The 18,966-nt window shown below is 66.0% G+C and carries 26 protein-coding genes; 17 read left to right on the top strand and 9 right to left on the bottom strand.

Going from position 1 to position 18,966, the window contains the following annotated elements:
• Nucleotides 1-80 precede the first annotated feature (80 nt).
• From JNL31_RS03640 to JNL31_RS03620, 5 genes are read left to right on the top strand one after another with little or no spacing between them, the layout of a single operon-like run.
• A complete protein-coding gene (locus JNL31_RS03640; RefSeq protein ID WP_294970110.1) occupies nt 81-575 on the top strand; it encodes a hypothetical protein in 495 nt (164 codons plus the stop codon).
• The gene (locus JNL31_RS03635) at nt 568-933 is read left to right on the top strand and encodes a cell division protein ZapA (protein ID WP_294970106.1); all 366 of its coding nucleotides are present in this window, start codon (nt 568-570) and stop codon (nt 931-933) included. Before JNL31_RS03640 ends, JNL31_RS03635 begins: the two co-directional genes overlap by 8 nt.
• Nucleotides 930-1,244, top strand: a complete 315-nt coding sequence (locus tag JNL31_RS03630; RefSeq protein ID WP_294970103.1) for an MliC family protein — start codon at nt 930-932, stop codon at nt 1,242-1,244. Before JNL31_RS03635 ends, JNL31_RS03630 begins: the two co-directional genes overlap by 4 nt.
• Nucleotides 1,245-1,303: 59 nt before the next feature.
• Nucleotides 1,304-1,537, top strand: coding sequence for a type II toxin-antitoxin system CcdA family antitoxin (locus JNL31_RS03625; protein WP_294970100.1), 234 nt, complete (start codon nt 1,304-1,306; stop codon nt 1,535-1,537).
• Entirely contained in the window at nt 1,537-1,836 is a 300-nt protein-coding gene (locus JNL31_RS03620) for a CcdB family protein (protein WP_294970097.1), read from the top strand. The genes JNL31_RS03625 and JNL31_RS03620 overlap by 1 nt, the downstream gene beginning before the upstream one ends.
• A gap of 48 nt (nt 1,837-1,884) precedes the next feature.
• On the opposite strand, the gene grxD is transcribed toward JNL31_RS03620, so the two are convergent.
• From grxD to purL, 6 genes are all read right to left on the bottom strand, one after another.
• Complete coding sequence (gene grxD / locus JNL31_RS03615) at nt 1,885-2,244, bottom strand: Grx4 family monothiol glutaredoxin (protein WP_294970094.1); 360 nt, start codon at nt 2,242-2,244, stop codon at nt 1,885-1,887.
• The gene (locus tag JNL31_RS03610) at nt 2,241-2,483 is read right to left on the bottom strand and encodes a hypothetical protein (protein WP_294970091.1); all 243 of its coding nucleotides are present in this window, start codon (nt 2,481-2,483) and stop codon (nt 2,241-2,243) included. The genes grxD and JNL31_RS03610 overlap by 4 nt, the downstream gene beginning before the upstream one ends.
• Nucleotides 2,484-2,501: 18 nt before the next feature.
• Nucleotides 2,502-2,813 (bottom strand): hypothetical protein, encoded by a 312-nt coding sequence (locus JNL31_RS03605; RefSeq protein WP_294970088.1) that lies wholly within the window; start codon nt 2,811-2,813, stop codon nt 2,502-2,504.
• Nucleotides 2,814-3,134: 321 nt separating this feature from the next.
• Complete coding sequence (locus tag JNL31_RS03600; protein ID WP_294970085.1) at nt 3,135-3,371, bottom strand: BolA/IbaG family iron-sulfur metabolism protein; 237 nt, start codon at nt 3,369-3,371, stop codon at nt 3,135-3,137.
• A gap of 25 nt (nt 3,372-3,396) precedes the next feature.
• Nucleotides 3,397-3,897 carry a GNAT family protein gene (locus JNL31_RS03595; RefSeq protein WP_294970082.1) on the bottom strand — a complete coding sequence of 167 codons (501 nt, stop codon included), beginning with the start codon at nt 3,895-3,897 and terminating at the stop codon, nt 3,397-3,399.
• Nucleotides 3,897-6,050, bottom strand: coding sequence for a phosphoribosylformylglycinamidine synthase subunit PurL (gene purL / locus JNL31_RS03590; RefSeq protein WP_294970081.1), 2,154 nt, complete (start codon nt 6,048-6,050; stop codon nt 3,897-3,899). The genes JNL31_RS03595 and purL overlap by 1 nt, the downstream gene beginning before the upstream one ends.
• Before the next feature lie 202 nt (nt 6,051-6,252).
• Between purL and JNL31_RS03585 the strand changes: the two genes are divergently transcribed.
• Nucleotides 6,253-6,591, top strand: a complete 339-nt coding sequence (locus tag JNL31_RS03585; protein WP_294970078.1) for a YciI family protein — start codon at nt 6,253-6,255, stop codon at nt 6,589-6,591.
• A complete protein-coding gene (locus JNL31_RS03580) occupies nt 6,588-7,796 on the top strand; it encodes a DUF6596 domain-containing protein (protein ID WP_294970076.1) in 1,209 nt (402 codons plus the stop codon). The genes JNL31_RS03585 and JNL31_RS03580 overlap by 4 nt, the downstream gene beginning before the upstream one ends.
• Nucleotides 7,797-7,971: 175 nt before the next feature.
• Here JNL31_RS03580 and JNL31_RS03575 read toward each other — a convergent pair whose 3' ends face one another.
• Complete coding sequence (locus JNL31_RS03575) at nt 7,972-8,877, bottom strand: LysR family transcriptional regulator (protein WP_294970074.1); 906 nt, start codon at nt 8,875-8,877, stop codon at nt 7,972-7,974.
• A gap of 195 nt (nt 8,878-9,072) precedes the next feature.
• Between JNL31_RS03575 and murI the strand changes: the two genes are divergently transcribed.
• The 4 genes from murI to JNL31_RS03555 all read left to right on the top strand — a co-directional run bounded on the left by murI (nt 9,073) and on the right by JNL31_RS03555 (nt 11,212).
• Nucleotides 9,073-9,885, top strand: coding sequence for a glutamate racemase (gene murI / locus JNL31_RS03570; protein ID WP_294970071.1), 813 nt, complete (start codon nt 9,073-9,075; stop codon nt 9,883-9,885).
• 135 nt (nt 9,886-10,020) lie between these two features.
• A complete protein-coding gene (locus JNL31_RS03565; RefSeq protein WP_294970068.1) occupies nt 10,021-10,236 on the top strand; it encodes a BrnT family toxin in 216 nt (71 codons plus the stop codon).
• Nucleotides 10,193-10,471, top strand: a complete 279-nt coding sequence (locus JNL31_RS03560; protein WP_294970065.1) for a BrnA antitoxin family protein — start codon at nt 10,193-10,195, stop codon at nt 10,469-10,471. Before JNL31_RS03565 ends, JNL31_RS03560 begins: the two co-directional genes overlap by 44 nt.
• Nucleotides 10,472-11,212, top strand: coding sequence for a DUF1684 domain-containing protein (locus JNL31_RS03555; RefSeq protein WP_294970062.1), 741 nt, complete (start codon nt 10,472-10,474; stop codon nt 11,210-11,212).
• 60 nt (nt 11,213-11,272) lie between these two features.
• Here JNL31_RS03555 and JNL31_RS03550 read toward each other — a convergent pair whose 3' ends face one another.
• Both JNL31_RS03550 and efp read right to left on the bottom strand, forming a co-directional pair.
• On the bottom strand, nt 11,273-12,052 hold the full coding sequence (locus JNL31_RS03550) for a formate/nitrite transporter family protein (RefSeq protein ID WP_294970059.1): 780 nt from the start codon (nt 12,050-12,052) through the stop codon (nt 11,273-11,275).
• 160 nt (nt 12,053-12,212) lie between these two features.
• Nucleotides 12,213-12,779: an elongation factor P gene (gene efp / locus JNL31_RS03545; protein WP_294970056.1), complete on the bottom strand. Its 567-nt coding sequence runs from the start codon at nt 12,777-12,779 to the stop codon at nt 12,213-12,215.
• Between the two features lie 87 nt (nt 12,780-12,866).
• Between efp and epmA the strand changes: the two genes are divergently transcribed.
• From epmA to argS, 6 genes are all read left to right on the top strand, one after another.
• Nucleotides 12,867-13,907 (top strand): EF-P lysine aminoacylase EpmA, encoded by a 1,041-nt coding sequence (gene epmA, locus JNL31_RS03540; RefSeq protein WP_294970053.1) that lies wholly within the window; start codon nt 12,867-12,869, stop codon nt 13,905-13,907.
• 474 nt (nt 13,908-14,381) lie between these two features.
• A complete protein-coding gene (gene argC / locus JNL31_RS03535; protein ID WP_294970050.1) occupies nt 14,382-15,410 on the top strand; it encodes an N-acetyl-gamma-glutamyl-phosphate reductase in 1,029 nt (342 codons plus the stop codon).
• A 133-nt stretch (nt 15,411-15,543) separates the two neighbouring features.
• Complete coding sequence (gene ccmE, locus JNL31_RS03530) at nt 15,544-15,999, top strand: cytochrome c maturation protein CcmE (protein ID WP_294970300.1); 456 nt, start codon at nt 15,544-15,546, stop codon at nt 15,997-15,999.
• A 69-nt stretch (nt 16,000-16,068) separates the two neighbouring features.
• Complete coding sequence (locus JNL31_RS03525) at nt 16,069-16,680, top strand: holin-associated N-acetylmuramidase (RefSeq protein ID WP_294970047.1); 612 nt, start codon at nt 16,069-16,071, stop codon at nt 16,678-16,680.
• Nucleotides 16,671-17,144, top strand: coding sequence for a holin family protein (locus tag JNL31_RS03520; RefSeq protein ID WP_294970045.1), 474 nt, complete (start codon nt 16,671-16,673; stop codon nt 17,142-17,144). Before JNL31_RS03525 ends, JNL31_RS03520 begins: the two co-directional genes overlap by 10 nt.
• Nucleotides 17,145-17,212: 68 nt before the next feature.
• The gene (gene argS / locus JNL31_RS03515) at nt 17,213-18,955 is read left to right on the top strand and encodes an arginine--tRNA ligase (protein WP_294970042.1); all 1,743 of its coding nucleotides are present in this window, start codon (nt 17,213-17,215) and stop codon (nt 18,953-18,955) included.
• The last annotated feature ends 11 nt before the right edge of the window (nt 18,956-18,966 follow it).

Here is an 18,966-nt window from a genome sequence, read left to right as displayed (position 1 = left end):
GGGGCAGGGGCGATTCGCCTTGCCCCGACCGCAAGGATTGACGGGCGCAGGGACAGCGACCGGGGTGCAAGGGGTAAGGGATGCAGGAAATCACCGAGCTGGAGAAGCGGATCACCACCGCGCTGGAACGGATCGGCAAGGGCGTCGACCGGCTGGCCGCGCAGCCCCGCCAGGCCGTGGCCCCGGCGCCCGCGGGTGCCGTTGCCGATTCAGCGCTCCGTGCCCAGCTCGAGGAAGAGAAGTCGCTGACCGCCCAGCTGCAGGCCCGCCTTCGCGCCGCCAAGGACCGCGAGGCGAAGGGCGACCTGCAGGACAAGGTCGACCGGCTGACGCAGGAACTGGACGTGCAGGGCCTCGAACTGCAACGCATGCGCCGGGTGAACGCTTCCCTGCGCGAACAGCTTGAGGCGCTGCGCACCGCGGCAGCGTCCGGTGCCACCGAGCCCGGCCTGATCAACAAGGCGATGGCCGCCGAGCTTGAGGCCCTGCGCGCCAGCCGCCTGACCGAAATCGCCGAGATGGACGAAATCCTTGCGGCCCTCGAACCCCACCTGACGGAGGCCGGCAATGCCTGATCTTGAAGTCACCATCGGCGGCCGCCCGTTCCAGGTGTCCTGCCAGCCGGGCGAGGAACATTTCCTGCGCTCAGCCGCCGGGATGCTGGATGCCGAAGCCGCGCCGATCATCGCCCAGATGGGCCGCCTGCCCGAGGCCAAGATGCTCTTGATGGCGGGCCTTATGCTCGCAGACAAGACGGCGGCGGTCGAGGATGAACTGCGGGGCTTGCGCGCCCGTGTGGCCGAGCTTGAGGCCCGTCCCGTCGCCACCCGCGACGTCGCCGTGATCCCGGCGCAGGTGAACGAGACCCTCGCCGAAATCGCCGCCCGCGCCGAGGCGATGGCCGCCCGCGTCGAAGAACAGCTGCGCGCATGAGGGCGATGGTCCTCCTCGCGCTCGTGCCGGGCCTCGCCGCCGCGCAGGAGTTTACCACCCAGCGCTACACCTGCGACCGCGGGGTCGAGGTCCCCGCGACCTATGTGAATGGCGCCGACCAGAGCCTTGCCATCATCCATGTCGAGGGCAACCAGATCACGCTGGTGAACGAACCCGCCGCATCCGGCGCCCGCTATGGCTGGCCCTCGGACGGGTCGACCTATGTCTGGTGGACGAAGGGCGACGAGGCGACCCTCTACTGGAAGACGCCCGAGGGCGAGACGCCACTTCTGGCCTGCAAGGCCGAATAGATATACCTCTTCATGTGCGGTATGTATTGAGGTATGATTCCGGCACAGGAGGACCGCCCATGCCCAGCCAGCGCCGCGCCACATCCATGACCCTCGACGCCGCCCTTCTGGACGAAGCCCGCGCGCTGGGAGTGAACCTCTCCCGCGCGGCCGAAGAGGGATTGCTCATCGCCGTGAAGGCTGAGCGCAAGCGCCGCTGGGCCGAGGACAACGCCGAATTCATTCGCGACTACAACGAGTGGATAGCTGAAAACGGCATTCCTAACAGTGATATTCGGATAACCGCGCTCTGATGGCCGCGCAGTTCGATCTTTATCTTGCGCCAAACAAGAGCCTCGTCGTCGTTCTGCAAAGTGACGCTCTCGAAGCCATCGAGACGCGGGTCTTTGCACCTTGCCTTCCGGCCGACCGGCCCGGAATGCGACCAGAACGCCTCGCCCCGGCCTTCGTCCACGCCGAGCGGGAATATCGGGTCATGACGCATCTGGTCGGCGTCGCCCCGGTCCGTAGTCTCGGTACGCGGGTCGGCAATATCTCGCATGTTCGGGACGATATCGTGCGCGCGTTCGACTTGCTGATCACAGGAATTTGAAACGCGGAAGGCCCGCCGGGTGCGGGCCATCCTGTCTCATTGAAACCCTCAGGCGTTGGCTTCGCGGATCTTGTCCGCCGCTTCCTTGTCGAAGGCCACGCCCTTCGTCTCGAAAAGCTGGTCCAGCTCGCCCGACAGGGTCATCTCGGTGACGATGTCGCAGCCGCCGACGAATTCGCCCTTGACGTAAAGCTGCGGGATCGTCGGCCAGTCGGAGAAGTCCTTGATGCCCTGCCGAATCTCGGCATCGGCCAGCACGTTCACGTCCTGGAACTCCACGCCCATGAAGTTCAGCACCCCCGCCACACGGGACGAGAACCCACATTGCGGCATCATCTTGGTGCCCTTCATGAACAGCACCACATCATTCATCGCGATCGTCTCGCGGATCGTCGTCTCGGCGCTCATCGCCTGATCTCCTGTTCGTCGTCTTCGCTGACGTGATAACTCGCCGTGCTGCGCTGCGCCAGATAGGCGGCCATGCGCGCCTCGGATTCCCGGGTTGCCGCGCGGCGCTTCTCGAACTCGTGATCCACCGGCTCGGGCAGGCCTAGCTTGCGCCGACGGCGGCCCTTCAGGATCGTGACGATCCCGACCAGCGGCAGAAGGGCCGATACCAAGCCACCCAGTCCCGCGCCCGTTGCCATCCCGGTTCCCCCGCGCCCTCAGACCATCCCAAGGTCAACGCCCACCACATAGGCAGCCGCGGCGATCCCGACAAGGACCATCATGGTGAAGGGAAGCCGCAGGCCGGGCCGGTCGGCGGTCATTTTCGGCAGGCGCAGCAGCGCGAAAAGCAGAAGAACAAGAATTGCACCATGCAGGACGAGGTTGAAGGTGACATACCAGTCCGGCTCCGGCTCGACGAAGTCCCCCGGCGCGGGTCGCTGCAACCATTCCATCCCCGCGATGAAGATCGAGGCGAGCGACATGACCGTCGCCCCCATCCGTTCCTGTCTGGTTTGGGCTTCCGCCATGGTGTCCTCCGTCAGGCGTCAGTATGGAAAACCGCTAGTTCCGCTCTTCATCGTGTGGTCGCGACGGATGGGTCGCGCCGGCAGCCATCCAGCTTGTCGACGTTCCGCCAGCTCCTGTCTTGGCCGCAAGCGCAGAGTTGTGCCGCAACATCCCTGCTGCTTTCTCAACATCTGTCGCTTCCATGCCAAGGTCCGACGATTGCGGCCTCCTTGCGAAACGGTCGGCAAGCGGTCGGGTCTTTCCCCGCCTCAGGCGGTACTCCACCGCAATTCCGCACAGGACCAAAACCACGATCCCCAGAAGAACCGCGCCCGGCGTCGTCACTCCGGCGCCTTGGTCGTCAGCGCCAGCGCGTGCAATTCGCCCTGCGCGCCGTCCATCCTGCCCTTCAGCGCCGCATAGACCGCGCGCTGCTGTTGCACCCGGTTCAGGCCGCGGAAGCTTTCGTCGATCACCTCCGCCGCGAAATGCGCGCCGTCATCACCCTGGACGCTGATCTTCGCTTTCGGAAAGGCCTCCCGGAGCAGGGTTTCGATGTCGCGGGCTTCGATGGGCATGGAGGTCTCCTTCTGTGAGGTAAACCTAGGCCCGGGGGCCAAGCGGTTCAAGGGATTCCCATTCTTCCCGCAGGATGCCGAACAGCATCAGGTCCACCACCCGCCCGACCGAGGGGCGATACCAGTGCTGCCGCAGCCGCCCCTCCAGCGTGAAGCCCGCGCGTTCATAGACCGCCTGCGCCCGCAGGTTCTCCGAGGAGGCATCCAGCCACAATCGCGCTGCGCCAAGCTGGCCGAACCCGTGGTCGACCAGCGCCCGAAGGAACACCTGTCCCTGACCCTTGCCCGCCGCGTCGAGCGCCAGCCGCCGCAACTCCACCCGACCCGCCGGATCGCCGATCTCGCAGAACAGCGCGAACCCGGCCTGCTTGCCCGCCACCTCCCAGATCAGAAGCCGCGAGGCCGGATCGGCAAGATAGGCCGCCAGCGCCGCATCATCCTCGTCGGTGATGTAGACCGCATAGTCCGGGCGGCTGGCCAGGCCATGGATGAACGGAAAATCCGCCGCCGTCGCTGGCCGCAGCATCAGACCCCGACCACCGCCGCAAAGGCCGTGCGGTAGAACTTCGACAGCTCCGCCAGGGGCGCGCTCTCCATGCCGAACGTCACCTTCTCGCCACCGAACTTGCCGACCTGGGCCACCTTGACCCCGCCCGCCGCCGCCATGAAGGCCGCCAGGTCATCCGCCCGGATCGCCACCAGATAGCGCGCCTGATCCTCGCCGAAGAGCTGCCCGATGTCCCCGGACTTCAGCGCCAGGCCAAGGCCCGCACCTTCGGCCATCCGGAACGCCGCCAGCGCCAGCCCGCCGTCGCCGAGGTCCCGGGCCGCATGCACCCGCTTGCGGTTGGCCAGAAGCGCCTTCGCCGCATTCGCCTCCAGCGTCAGGTCCACCGGCGGCGGCTCGCCCGCCTCGATCCCGAAGGCTTCTGCCAGAAGCGCCGACTGCCCCAGATGCCCCCGCGTCTCGCCGATCACCACCGCGATGTCGCCGTCGGCAGGCTGCCCCGCGATCAGCTCATCACCCTTCATGATCCCGACCGCCCCGATGGTCGGCGTCGGCAGGATGCCCTTGCCGTCCGTCTCGTTGTAAAGGCTGACGTTCCCCGACACGATCGGCATGTCCAAGGCCTTCACCGCCGCCCCGATCCCCTCCAGGGCCCCCACGAACTGTCCCATGATCTCGGGCTTTTCCGGGTTGCCGAAGTTCAGGTTGTCGGTCGTCGCCAGGGGCCGCGCACCAACGGCCACAAGGTTCCGGTAGGCTTCGGCGACTGCCTGCTTGCCGCCCTCGAACGGATTCGCCTTCACATAGCGCGGCGTGACGTTGGAGGTGAAGGCCAGCAGCTTCCCCGTCCCATGCACCCGCACCACGCCCGCGCCAACACCCGGCGCAACGACCGTATCGGCCCCGACCTGGCTGTCATACTGTTCGTAGACCCAAGCCTTGTGGGCATAGCTGGGCGATCCGATCAGCGCCTTCAGCGCTGCGATCGGGGTGATCGTCGGAATGGCGGGCAGCGGCGCCGGGGCGGGGGAGGGCACATGCGGCCGGTCATACTCCGGCGCCGAAGACGACAGCTTCGACAAGGGAATATCCGCCTTCACCTCGTTGCCATGCAGGATCAGGAAGCGATCCTCCGGGATCGTCTCGCCGACGATGGCAAAGTCGAGGTCCCACTTCACGAAGATCGCCCGCGCCTCGGCCTCAAGCTCCGGCTTCAGCACCATGAGCATCCGCTCCTGGCTTTCCGACAGCATCATCTCATAGGCCGTCATATGGGTTTCGCGCTGCGGCACGTCATCCAGTTGCAGCCGGATGCCAAGCCCGCCCTTGTCGCCCATCTCGACCGCCGAGCAGGTCAGCCCCGCCGCGCCCATGTCCTGGATGGAAATCACCGCGCCAGACGCCATCAGCTCCAGGCAGGCTTCCAGAAGGCGCTTCTCGGTGAAGGGGTCGCCGACCTGCACCGTGGGGCGCTTCTCCTCGATGGTATCGTCGAACTCGGCACTGGCCATCGTGGCCCCGCCAACCCCATCCCGGCCCGTCTTCGCGCCGAGGTAAACCACCGGCATCCCCACGCCAGAAGCCGCCGAGTAGAAAATCCTGTCGGCATCCGCCAAACCGGCGGCAAAGGCGTTCACCAGGCAGTTGCCGTTGTAGCTGCGGTGGAACCGCACCTCGCCGCCCACCGTCGGCACCCCGAAGGCATTGCCGTAGGAGCCCACGCCCTCGACCACGCCCTTGACCAGATGCGCGGTCTTCGGATGGTCGGGCAAACCGAAGGACAGCGCATTCATCGCCGCAATCGGCCTCGCCCCCATCGTGAACACGTCGCGCAAGATACCGCCGACGCCCGTCGCCGCCCCCTGATGCGGCTCGATGTAGGAGGGGTGGTTGTGGCTCTCCATCTTGAAGATGACTGCCTGCCCGTCGCCGATATCGACGACACCGGCATTCTCGCCCGGCCCGCAGATCACCTGCGGCCCCGTGGTCGGCAGCTTCTTCAGATGGATTTTCGACGACTTGTAGGAACAGTGTTCGTTCCACATCGCCGAGAAGATGCCGAGTTCGGTGAACGAAGGCTGGCGCCCCAGTATGCCCAACAGCCGCACCCATTCATCGGGCTTGATCCCATGCGCGGCGACAAGTTCCGGCGTGATGGCGGGCTCGGTCATGACATCCCCTTGGGCAGGCGCTTTCGCGGCTTGGCCCGCCTCATAAGGGAAAGGGCAGGGAAGGGCAAACCGCCGCACCGCGCCCGACCCCAAAATATTTGCGAGAATCTTCGTGGCCCGTCGCGCGCAATGTCGAAATCGCCCCTCCGCGAGCGTCCTTGGCATACTCTCAACCCGAAACGGCCTGCAAAGGAGACACGCGATGCAATACATGGCCCTGATCTACACCGACCCCGCCCTGACCCCGCCGATGGGCAAGGCGATGAACGACGACTATTTCGCCTATACCCGCCGGGTGAAAGAGGCCGGGGTGATGAAGGCGGGCGATGCGCTGCAACCCGTCACGACCGCAACCTCGGTCCGCGTCCGGGACGGCAAGGTGGAAACCATCGACGGCCCCTTCGCCGACACCAAGGAACATCTGGGCGGCTACTATCTTCTCGACTGCGCCGATCTGGACGAGGCGCTGAAATGGGCGGCGCAAATCCCCGGCGCGAAATACGGCACCATCGAGGTGCGCCCCATCGTGGTCTTCGGGTGATCCGCGACACCCCAGCCAGCACCGCGCTTGACAAGGTGATGCGCGAAGACCGGGGGCGGTGTCTCGCCGCCCTCATCGCCCGCTTCGGCGACTTTCAACTGGCCGAGGATGCCTTGCAGGACGCCCTTGCCGAGGCGGCCCGGCATTGGGACCAGAGCGGCGTGCCGGACAGGCCGCTCGGATGGCTGCTGAAGGTCGCCGGGCGCAAGGCCGTCGACCGCCTGCGCCGCCGGAACCGGGAGGGGGCAGGGGCCGCAGCGCTTGCCATTCTCGCGTCCGACCCCGTGGAGGAGGAAGCAGAGATGATCCCGGACCAACGGCTTCGCCTGATCTTCACCTGCTGCCACCCGGCGCTGGAGCCGAAGACCCGCGTCGCCCTGACCCTGCGGACGCTGGGCGGTCTGACCACCTCGCAGATCGCCCGCGCCTTCCTCGACAGCGAACCCGCGATGGGCCAACGCCTGTCGCGTGCCAAAGCCAAGATCGCTGCGGCTGCAATCCCGTTCAAGCTGCCCGAACCCGAGGACCTTGCCGAACGGCTCAACTCCGTCCTGACCGTGGTCTATCTGATCTTCAATGCGGGTTACACGGCGGGCCCCGCCCTCGACCGCGATCTGTGTGACGAGGCGATTTTTCTCGCACGGCTCCTGAACCAGTTGCAGCCCGCCACGGCCGAGGTTGAAGGCGCGCTGGCGCTTCTCCTGCTCACCCACGCCCGCCGCGCCGCTCGCGTGCTCGGTGGAGCCAGCGTGGCGCTGGCCGATCAGGACCGCGCGCTCTGGGACGGGCCCATGCTGGCCGAAGGGCAGGCGCTTCTGGATCGCGCCGTCGCCCGCAGGCGCTCCGGCCCGTTCCAGATCAAGGCGGCGATTGCGGCACTGCACTCGCAGCATGCGCCGGACTGGCCCCAGATCACCGCGCTTTACGCCGGGCTCCTTTGCCACGAGCCCACGCCGGTCGTCCGCCTGAACCATGCTGTCGCTCTGGCCGAATCCGGCGCGTTGCAAGAGGCCCTGGAACGGTTGGGCGCCCTGTCCGACGCGCTGGACGGCTACCAGCCCTTCCATGCCGCCCGGGCCGAGCTTCTGGCCCGCAGCGGCCAGACAACTGCCGCCTTGGTTGCCTACGAGCGGGCGATCGCGCTGGCCTCTTCGCCCGCCGATGCCGCCTTCCTGACCCGGCGCCGCAACCGGAATCTGTCGTGAGGCCAAAAAAAAGGCCGAGCTTCCGCTCGGCCAAGTCCAACAGGGAGGTACGAAGGGGCGAGAGCACGCTCATCGCCGCTTCGAGGGTTCAATTAATGCCGCCTGCTTGCGCAAACAAGTCTGGAATGCCCGACGTTTGGGCATTGCCGTTATGCAAATGCTGCATAGCAGCATTTCAGGCCGCCGCATCCTCGGTCTGCCGCCGCCGGAAGGCCATGATCTCCTCGGTCACGAAATCCCGGAAGGCCGCGACGCGCTTGGAGTGGCGCAGTTCCTCGGGATAGGCCAGGAACACCGGCACCTCGCCGCTTTGCACATCGGGCAAGACGCGGACAAGATTGGGGAAATCGTCGGTCAGGTAATCCGGCAGCACCCCGATTCCCAGATGGTTCAAGACCGCTTGCAACACGCCGAAGTAGTTGTTCACCGTCAGCGTCGACGGAATGTCATGCGTCATGAGTTCCGCCACCAGGCTCGCCCCCGCCGCCACCTGCGGCGTGCCCGCATGTTGCGCGATCAGCCGGTGGCTGCTGAAATCGTCCATCGATTCCGGCGTGCCATGTGCCGCCAGGTACTCAGGCGTCGCGAAAAGCTGCATCCGGATGTTCATCAGCCGCTTGCGGATCAGGTCCGCCTGGCTGGGTTCCTTCATCCGGATCGCCACGTCCGCCTCGCGCATCGGCAGGTCCAGGACGCGCTCCTCCAGCATCAGGTCGATCTTCAGCGCCGGGTACTTCTCGTACAGCCGTGCCAGCCGGGGTGCGAGCCACAGCGTCCCGAACCCCATCGTCGTCGTCACGCGCAGCTCGCCGAAGACCTCGTCCTCGCTGTCCCGGATCCGCGCCGCCGTCGCATCCAGCCGCCGCACCATCTGCTGCGTCGCGTCGAACAGAAGTTCCCCCTGCTCCGTCAGGATCAGCCCCCGCGCATGGCGGTGGAACAGCGTCACCGACAGGCTCTCTTCCAGCGCGCGGATTTGGCGGCTGACCGCCGACTGCGACAGGTGCAAGACGTCCCCGGCATGGGTCAGGCTGCCCTTCTCCGCGACCGCGTGAAAGATCCTCAGCTTGTCCCAGTCCATCCCGTCACCCTCTTTCAAACCCGAAGCACATTAGCACGAGCCATGCTTCTGGTGAAAACCTGTTCTGATGTAAATGCCGTGACAGGCCGAAAAAGCCCTTCCAAGTGTCGCAGCCCTTCCGAAACCGGGCCGCCCTGCCTATGATGTGACCGACAAGCGGGCAGGATGACCCGCGGCCGGGCGAAAGGGCAGGACATGGCGGTCGGAATCTTCGATTCGGGTCTGGGCGGTCTCACGGTTCTGGACGCCGTCGCGCGGCGGCTGCCCGACGTGCCCTTCGTCTACTTCGGCGACAATGCCCATGCCCCCTACGGCGTCCGCGACAGCGACGACATCTTCCGCCTGACCTGCGCCGCCACAGAACGGCTCTGGGCCGAGGGCTGCGATCTGGTGATCCTGGCCTGCAACACCGCCTCTGCCGCCGCGCTGAAGCGGATGCAGGAAACCTGGGTACCCCCGGAAAAACGCGTCCTCGGCGTCTTCGTGCCGCTGATCGAGGCCCTGACCGAACGCCACTGGGGCGACAACACCCCGCCGCGCGAAGTGGCGGTGAAACACGTCGCTCTTTTCGCCACCCCCGCCACCGTCGCCTCCCGCGCCTTCCAGCGCGAACTGGCCTTCCGCGCGATCGGCGTCGATGTCGAGGCGCAACCCTGCGGCGGCGTTGTCGACGCCATCGAACAGGGCGACGAGATCCTGGCCGAAGCCCTGGTCCGCTCCCACGTCGAGGCCCTGAAACGCCGGATGCCGAACCCCGAGGCGGCGATCCTCGGCTGCACACATTACCCCCTGATGGAAAAGGTCTTCGCCGAAGCCCTGGGGCAGGGGGTCAAGGTGTATTCCCAGGCCAACCTCGTTGCCGAAAGCCTCGCAGACTACCTGGTCCGCCGCCCGCAATTCGCGGGCACCGGCACGCAGTCCAAGTTCCTGACCACGGGCGATCCGGCCTATGTCTCGAACAAGGCAACACAATTCCTGCGGCGAAGGATCAGCTTCGAGGCGGCGTGACCCCCGTCCCGTAGAGTGCGCTACAGCGCACCGCTCCCACACCTCCATCTTGACAATTTTCTGTAGTAACATTAAATAGACATCGAGTTCGACCTCGCCAAACGCCTTGCGACCATCGCGAACCGTGGCTTGGACATGGCGGATGCTGCCGAGGTCTTTGCGGACGCTGTTCTCACGGTCGCCGATACCCGGCTGGACTATGGCGAGGACCGTTTCATGACGGTCGGCTATCTGAAAGGTCGGATGGTCATTGTAATTTGGACGATGCGGGGAACCAGCCGCAGGATCATAAGTCTGAGGAAGGCCAATGAACGTGAACAAGACGCCTATCGTCCACCCTTACGATCCTGACACCTATGGCGACGGCGCCTTCGATCCGATTGACGACGCGCCCGACCTTTCCACGCCCTACTGGATCGAACAGTTCTCCAAGGCCAAGGTTCAGCGCGGTCGACCCAAAGAGATGCTGACAAAGGTCTCCACCACCATCCGCCTCGACCCTGCCGTGATCGCCTTTTTCAAGGCACAGGGCCCCGGCTGGCAATCCCGGATCAACGACGCGCTGAGGAAGGCTGCCGGTCTCTGAATGCTGTCCCTGACCGACCACCGTGCTGCCCGGCTGGCCGCGCTGACCGCCCCCGATGGCTGGCTGAATCTCGTCGCCCGGATTGAACTTTCCCCCGGCCGCCACGACGTCGGCAACGCGCAGGAGGTGCAGCTTCCCTCCGGTCCCGACCTCCTCGGCACGCTCGACCTCACGGCAACCGGCGCCAGTTTCGCCCGACCGGGTGAGGCTCCGCAGCCGTTTCATCCCGTCCCCGATGCCTTTCCGCAACTTCGCGTCGATCCGTTCCTCCTGGAAATCCACACGGTCGACGGCGTCCCGGCCCTTCGCGTCCGCGACCTGACCCAACAGCCGACCATCGACCTGCGCTACTTTCCGGGCGCCCCGGACTGGGTGATCCGGGCGAGATGGGAAAGCCTCGCCCCGCAATCTGCGGAAGTCACAATGAAAGACGGCTCCACTGCTCCCGTCACCGTGACCCACCGCGCCACGTTCCAGCATCAGGGCAAGACCATCACCCTGACGCCCACGCACATGAAATCCGGCAAGCCGATGTTCGTCTTCCGCGACGCGACGGCGGGCGAGACCTACCCGGCCTGCCGGTTCCTTTTCGGCGAGGACCCGTCCGAAACCGAAATCACCCTCGACTTCAACCGCGCCATCTCGCCGCCCTGTGCCTTCACCGATTTCGCCATCTGCCCGCTGCCGCCCCCCGGCAACATCCTGCCCTTCCGCATCGAGGCTGGGGAACTTGCGCCATGATCACCGGGGCCTTGGACTCACCGGAAATGTAGGTCGGGGCTTGCCCCGACTCTCTCGCCCTTACCCCCGCATTGCTCCGTAAGCAAAGCGATAGGCCAGTGCCACGCCCCCCGCGCCGCCGACGACATTGCCCAGAGTGACCCAAAGCAGGTTCGCCGCGACTCCGGCCCAACTGGCCTCGGACCCCGCCCAAAGTCCCGCCGGAAACAGGAACATGTTCGCCACCGAATGCTCCAGCCCCAGGGCCACGAATGCCGTGACCGGCCAGAGCACACCCAGAATCTTGTCCGTCGCCGACCGGGCCGCGAAACTCAGCCACACGGCGAGACAGACGAGCGCATTGCACAGCGCGCCCCGAACGAAGGCTTCGAGCGAGGGAAGTGAAGCCTTGGTGGCCGCAGCCTTCGCCGCGACCGCTCCCATCGGTCCGTCCAGAAGTCCGGCCAGGCCGAAGGCCACCGCCAGCCCGACCGCGCCAACGAGGTTGCCGAGATAGACGATCCCCCAGTTCCGAAGAAGCGCCCCCAGCGCGATCCGCCGGTCTACCGCTGCCATCACCATCAGCGCATTGCCGGTGAAAAGCTCGGCTCCGCCCACGACCACCAGGATCAGCCCGAGCGAAAAGACCGCGCCGCCCAGAACGCGATGCGGGCCAAAGCCCGGATCGGCGCCTGCCATCGCAACGCACCACAGCGCAGCGCCGAACCCGATAAAAGCCCCCGCCAGCATGGCAAGCATAGCCATCCGGTGCAGAGGCAGGGCGGCCTTCGCCACCCCCGCGGTCTCGATCAGCGCCGCGATTTCGGCGGGCTTGTAGGCGTCATGGTTCTCGGCTGGCATTCCGGCTCTCTCGTCTCGGTCGGCAGAATAGCCCGGAAACCGCCGCCGGAAAGCAAAAAGGTACGCCCTTGGGCGCGCCTCTCAATCCCTAAGAATTCATGAATGTCCGCAGCCAAGGCCTTGATTTCCTTGGCTCCGAAAATCTGTCCACCGTGGACAGTCAGTCCTTCGCCCGCTCGACGTAGCTGTCGTCGTCGGTGTTGATCACGATCCGCGTGCCCGGCCCGATATGGGGGGGAACCATGATCCGAAGCCCGTTGTCGGTCATCGCCGGCTTGTAGGACGACGAGGCCGTCTGCCCCTTCACCACCGGCTCGGTCTCGGTGATCTCGACGGTGATCTTCTGGGGAACCTCCAGCGCGATCGGAACCCCGTCGAAGGTCTTCACATAGCAGCGCATGCCTTCCTGCAGGTAGGGCTTGTTCGCCCCCATGATATCCTCGGTGACGACGACCTGTTCGTAGGTGGTCGGCTCCATGAAATGGAACCCCTCGCCGTCCTCGTAGAGGTAGTCATATTCCCGTTCGTCCACCGTGGCCTTCTCGACCATCTCGGTCGTCCGCCAGCGCTCGCTGACCTTCACCCCGTCCGAAATCCGGCGCATGTCGACGCTGGTGGTGGGGGTGCCCTTGCCGGGGTGGAAGTTCGAGGCGGTCAGGACGACGTAGAGCCTGCCGTCCATTTCGACGACGTTGCCCTTGCGCAGCGAGGAGGCGATGACTTTCAAAGGTCTGGTCCTTGTTGTATCGGGGGCGGGTCCCCCTGGACCGGCCTTTGCCCGCGCGCCCTAACCCATCCCGACCGGAATTTCCAGATGAATCCCTCCTCGCCCTGGTGGACACCCTCCCGCCACGCCGACCGCCGCCCGCTTCTCCTGACCCGCAACCGGATCCAGGCGGCGATCCGGGGCTGGCTGGCGGGGGAGGGGTTCACCGAGGTCGACCCGGCGGCGCTGGCGATCTCGCCCGGCAACGAGGCCCACCTGCACGGGTTCCGGACCGAGGCGATCGGCAACGATGGGATGCCGCGGGAGATGTACCTGCATACCTCGCCCGAGTTCGCGATGAAGAAGCTGCTGGCCGCCGGCGAGCGACGCATCCATGCCTTTTCCCATGTCTGGCGGAACCGGGAGCGGGGCGCGCTGCATTCGCCGGAGTTCACGATGCTGGAATGGTATCGGGTGGGCGAGGGCTATGAGGTGCTGATGGCCGACACGCTTGCCTTCCTGCGGCTTGCGGCGAAAGAGGCGGGAGCCTCGGTGCTTCGCTTCCGCGACCGGACCTGCGACCCGTTTCTGGAGCCCGAGCGGCTGTCGGTGGGGGAGGCTTTTCACGTCCATGCGGGGGTGGACCTGATGGCCTCGATCGGGGCGGATGGGGCGACGGATGCGGGGAGGCTCAGGGCGGAGCTGGACCGGATCGGCGTGCGGCGGGCGGCGGACGATACCTGGTCGGACATGCTGAGCCGGGTGCTGTCGGAGAAGGTGGAGCCGGAGCTGGGGCAGGGTCGGGTGACTATCCTGGATCGCTACCCCTCGGCCGAGGCGGCGCTGGCGCGGAAGGTGCCGGGGGATGCGCGGGTGGCGGAGCGGTTCGAGGTCTATGCCTGCGGGGTGGAGCTGGCGAACGGGTTCGGGGAGCTGACCGACCCGGAGGAGCAGCGGCGGCGGTTTCAGGCGGAGATGGCGGAGAAGGCGCGGGTCTATGGGGAGAGTTACCCCTTGGACGAGGATTTCCTGGCGGCGCTGGCCGGGATGCCGCCGGCGGCGGGGATCGCGATGGGGTTCGACCGGGTGGTGATGCTGGCGGCCGGGGCGCCGCGGATCGACGACGTGATGTGGACGCCGGTGCCGTGACCTGTCCACGGTGGACAGAAATTTCGAGTGAATGATTTCAATAGCTTGGTTGCGGACGTTCAGGACTTGTTAGGGTTTTGGCGCTTCCCTCCACCCCCGGCACCTCCCCATGGAGGGGAGGTGCCTCTGGCAGCGCTGCACCGAGCGGGGGTCAGTGTCGCTGGATGGGGCGGTCGTCATATTGAGCGCTGACGCGCGAAGACTCCTTGTCTCGTCGTCGGGCTTCGCCTCCTCCTCGGGATGGCTCTGGTTTTCGCCGCGCGGAGCATGGGGCGGGCGTCGGAGCCTCCGGCGGGGATATTTGCACCAGTATGAAAGGTGGGGAGGGTTGGGAGTGCAGGAGCCTCCGGCGGGGATATTTTCGGCAAGGATGAAAGGCTTGGGCGGGATTTGTGCGGGGCGGGCCGGATGGTCTTGCATTGGGGGCGTGACGGGCGCAAAGAGGGCGCGTTTCGTTTCTTGGGAGTGTCCGCCATGACCCATCGCATCGCCATCCTCGGGGCCTCGGGCTATACGGGGGCGGAGCTTGTCCGCCTGATCGCGACGCATCCCTCGATGCGCATCGTGGCGCTGTCGGCGGACCGCAAGGCGGGCATGGCGATGGCGGAGGTGTTTCCGTTCCTGCGGCATCTGGACCTGCCCCGGCTCACGAAGATCGACGAGATCGATTTTGCCAATGTTGACCTGTGCTTCTGCGCACTTCCTCATGCGACGACGCAGGAGGTTGTGGCGAAGCTGCCGCGCAATCTGAAGATCGTTGACCTGTCGGCGGACTTCCGGCTGCGCGATCCGGCGGAATACGAGAAATGGTATGGCCAGCCGCATGGCGCGCGCGAGTTGCAGAAGGAGGCGGTCTACGGGCTGACCGAATTCTATCGCGAGGAAATCAGGGCGGCGCGGCTGGTGGCGGGCACGGGGTGCAACGCGGCGACCGGGCAGTTCGCGCTGCGGCCCTTGATCGCGGCGGGGTGCATCGACCTCGATGACATCCTGATCGACCTGAAGGCCGGGGTTTCGGGGGCGGGGCGGTCGTTGAAGGAGAACCTCTTGCACGCGGAATTGTCCGGGGGGACTCACACCTATTCGGCGGGCGGCAAGCACCGGCATCTGGGCGAATTCGACCAGGAATTCTCGAAGGTCGCCGGGCGGCCGATCCGGGTGCAGTTCACGCCGCATCTGCTGCCGATGAACCGGGGCATCCTTGCGACCGTCTATGTGAAGGGCGACGCGAAGATCGTCCACCAGGTGCTTGAGAAGGCTTATGAAAGCGAGCCGTTCCTGCAGGTGTTGCCTTTCGGCGCGCTGCCGTCGACGCGCGACATCGCGGGAAGCAACTTCTGCCATCTGGGCGTGATCGGTGACCGCATTCAGGGGCGCGCGGTGGTGGTGGCTGTGCTGGACAACCTGACCAAGGGATCGAGCGGTCAGGCGATCCAGAACGCCAACCTAATGCTGGGGCTGCCGGAGACCGAAGGGCTGATGCTGGCGCCGGTCTTTCCGTAAGGGGTGCCGGTCTGAAGCCCGGCCTACGGGTCTTGCGCTTGATTCTGGTCAAGGCGGGCCCAACTTGGACGTGACATAGGCCGGGCGTCGGCAAGGGATGCAAGCGATGAGTGGCAAGCAGGAATTCCGCGGTCTGAAAGGGCTGAAGAAGCAGCGGCGCATCCAGGTGATCGCGCTGGCGGCGGTGGCTTTGCTGGGCGCCACGGGGTTGGTCGGCTATGCCATGCGCGACGGGATCAACTATTTCCGCTCTCCGTCCCAGGTGATGACCGACCCGCCGCGCGCGGGCGAGACCTTCCGGATCGGCGGGCTGGTGGTCGAGGGCTCGATCAAGCGGGGGCAGGGCACCGAGGTGGGGTTTGCCGTCACGGATACCAATGCCACGGTGCCGGTGCGCTATACCGGGGTGTTGCCGGACCTGTTCGGCGAGGGTCAGGGGATGATCGCGCTGGGGCAGATGCAGGGCGACACGTTCGTCGCGACCGAAGTGCTGGCCAAGCATGACGAGACCTACATGCCCAAGGAAGTGGTCGACGCGCTGAAGGAACAGGGCGTCTACGTCGACCCGAACGCCAAGCCCGGAAGCTGAGCGCGCGCTGTGGCAGGGCGGCGTTAACGCCGTCTTGCGAGGTTTGTGCCCCTGTGAAGGGGGGGCCTCATGCCGAATGTCCGGGACATTGCCGAAGAGATCGTCGCCCGCGAGGGTGGCTTTGTGAATGACCCGGATGATCCCGGGGGGGCGACCAATCACGGGGTGACGATCGCGACGCTGCGGCGGCTGGGGATCGACGTGAACCGCGACACGCGGATTGATGTCGCCGATGTGAAGGCGCTGACCCGGGCGCAGGCGGTCGACATCTATCTGAAGCACTACTTCGAGGCGCCGGGGATCGGGGCGCTGCCCGAGGCGGTGCAGGCGTCGGTCTTCGACATGTATGTGAATGCCGGGGGCAATGCGGTGAAGATACTGCAGCGGCTCTTGACCGACATGGGCTTTCCCTGCGAGCCGGATGGCGAGATCGGGCCGCAGACCATTCGCGCGGCGCAAGCGGCGTTCGAGGCGGCGCCGTCGCATCTGGTCGATGCCTACGGGATCGCGCGGCGGAACTACTATTACGCTTTGGCGGACCGGCGGCCGGCCAGCCGGAAGTATGCGCGGGCGAAGGACGGCGGCAAGGGGGGCTGGATCAGGCGGGCAGAGGAGTTCATCGCGCCGAAGTATCATCTGACTGCGGCGCAACATGCAGCACGGGTGGCGGCATGGGGATGATCGGCAAGCTGATCGGGTCGCCGGCGGCGGTGGGCGCGCTCGGGGAAGCGGCGGCGGGGGTGGCGGAGGTGTTCCTGCCCTCGGCGACGAAGAAGATGGAGCTGTCGGCGGAAGCGCAGATGGCGGCGCTGCGGCAGCTGGGGGAGGAGTACCAGCACCCGGCGCTGTCGTGGTTCGACCGGCTGGTGAACGGGCTGAACCGTTTGCCGCGGCCGTTCCTCGCGTTCGGGACGCTGGGGCTCTTCACCTACGCGATGGTGGACCCGGAGGCGTTCGCGACGCGGATGGTGGGGCTGAACGCGGTGCCGGAGCCCTTGTGGTGGCTTCTGGGGGCAATTGTCGCCTTCTACTTCGGGGCGCGGGAGACGCATTATTTCCGCTCGCGCGGGGTCGTATCGCCGTTTCCGGCTTCGGGGGCGGCTTCGGAGGAGAATGCAGCGCTGGAGGACTGGCGGCAGGGGTGAGGACCTGCCGATCCTTGACCTCTGATCGGGCCTCTGGCATGGCCTTGGGCATCAGAGGATGTGATCAAATGAACCTGTTCGCCGATATCCGTGAGCTTGTGGTGGCCGAGCTGGAGGCGCTGATGGCGTCGGGGGTGTTGCCCCCGGGGCTGGACCTTGCCGCCGTCGCGGTGGAGCCGCCGCGCGATGCGGGGCATGGCGAGATGGCGACGAACGCGGCGATGGTGCTGGCGAAACCGGCGGGGATGCAGCCCCGGGCGATTGCCGATGCGCTGGCGGCGCGGCTGATGGAGGACCCGCGCGTGGCCGGGGCTGATGTGGCGGGGCCGGGGTTTTTGAACCTGCGGCTTCAGCCGGTTGCCTGGCAGGGGCTGGTGCGCGAGGTGCTGGTCGAAGGGGCGCGGTATGGGCGGTCCTCGCTGGGCGCGGGGCGCAAGGTGAACGTCGAGTTTGTCAGCGCCAACCCGACGGGGCCGATGCACGTCGCCCATGCCCGGGGCGCGGTGGTGGGGGACGCGCTGGCCTCGCTGCTGGACTTTGCGGGCTATGCGGTCACGCGGGAGTATTACGTCAACGACGGGGGCGGGCAGGTCGATGTGCTGGCGCGGTCGGCCTATGAGCGCTACCGCGAGGCGAACGGGCTGTCGCCGGAGATTGCCGAGGGGCTGTATCCTGGGGATTACCTGATCCCGGTCGGCGAGGCGTTGAAGGCGATGCACGGCGACCGGCTGCTGGATGCGACGGAAAGCGAATGGCTGGCGGAGGTGCGGGTCTTTGCCACGGACATGATGATGGCGATGATCCGGCATGACCTGGCGGCGCTTGGGGTCGAGATGGATGTCTACTCCTCTGAAAAGGCGTTGTACGGGACGGGCCAGATCGAATCCGCGATTGAGCGGCTCAAGGGTCTTGGGCTGATCTATCAGGGCGTGCTGGAGCCGCCGAAGGGCAAGGCGCCGGAGGATTGGGAGGCTCGGGAGCAGACGCTGTTCCGCTCGACCGCCTTCGGGGATGACCAGGACCGGCCGGTGCAGAAGTCGGATGGCAGCTGGACCTATTTCGCGCCGGACATCGCGTATCACTGGAACAAGGTCACGCGCGGGTTCGACGAGCTGATCAACATCTTCGGAGCGGACCATTCGGGCTATGTGAAGCGGCTGAAGGCGGTTGTCAGCGCGCTGTCCGAGAACAAGGTCAGCCTCGACATCAAGCTGATCCAGCTGGTCAAGCTGCTGAAGGGCGGGCAGATCGTCAAGATGTCGAAGCGGGCGGGGACCTTCGTCACGCTGCGCGACCTGATCGACGAGGTGGGGCCGGATGTCGTCCGCTTCGTCATGCTGACCCGCAAGAACGACGTGGCGCTGGACTTCGACTTCGACAAGGTCACGGAGCAGTCGAAGGACAACCCGGTGTTCTATGTGCAATATGCCAACGCCCGGGTGAACAGTATCCTGCGGAAGGCGCGCGACGCGGGGCTGGATGTGAGCGATGCCTCGCTTTCGGCGGCGCATCTGGCGCATCTGGGGCATGAGGCGGAACTGGGAGTGATCCGCAAGCTGGGTGAGTGGCCGCGGCTGGTCGAAATTGCCGCCAAAGGGCATGAGCCGCACCGGGTGGCCTTCTACCTGTACGAACTCGCGTCGGACTTCCACGGTCTCTGGAACAAGGGCAATGATGACGACAGCTTGCGGTTCCTCCAGGGGGATACCGCAAAATCTCTGGCGAAAATCGCCCTTGCCCGGGCCGTGGGCGTTGTTATTTGCGCAGGCCTTGGTATCCTTGGCGTGACTCCGGTCGAGGAAATGCGCTGACCACAGGCGCC

It is taken from the genome of Tabrizicola sp., from assembly GCF_016792905.1.
Taxonomy (GTDB): Bacteria; Pseudomonadota; Alphaproteobacteria; order Rhodobacterales; family Rhodobacteraceae; genus Tabrizicola.
Note: the sequence above shows the minus strand (reverse complement) of the source record. Positions and strands in the feature narration are given on the sequence as shown.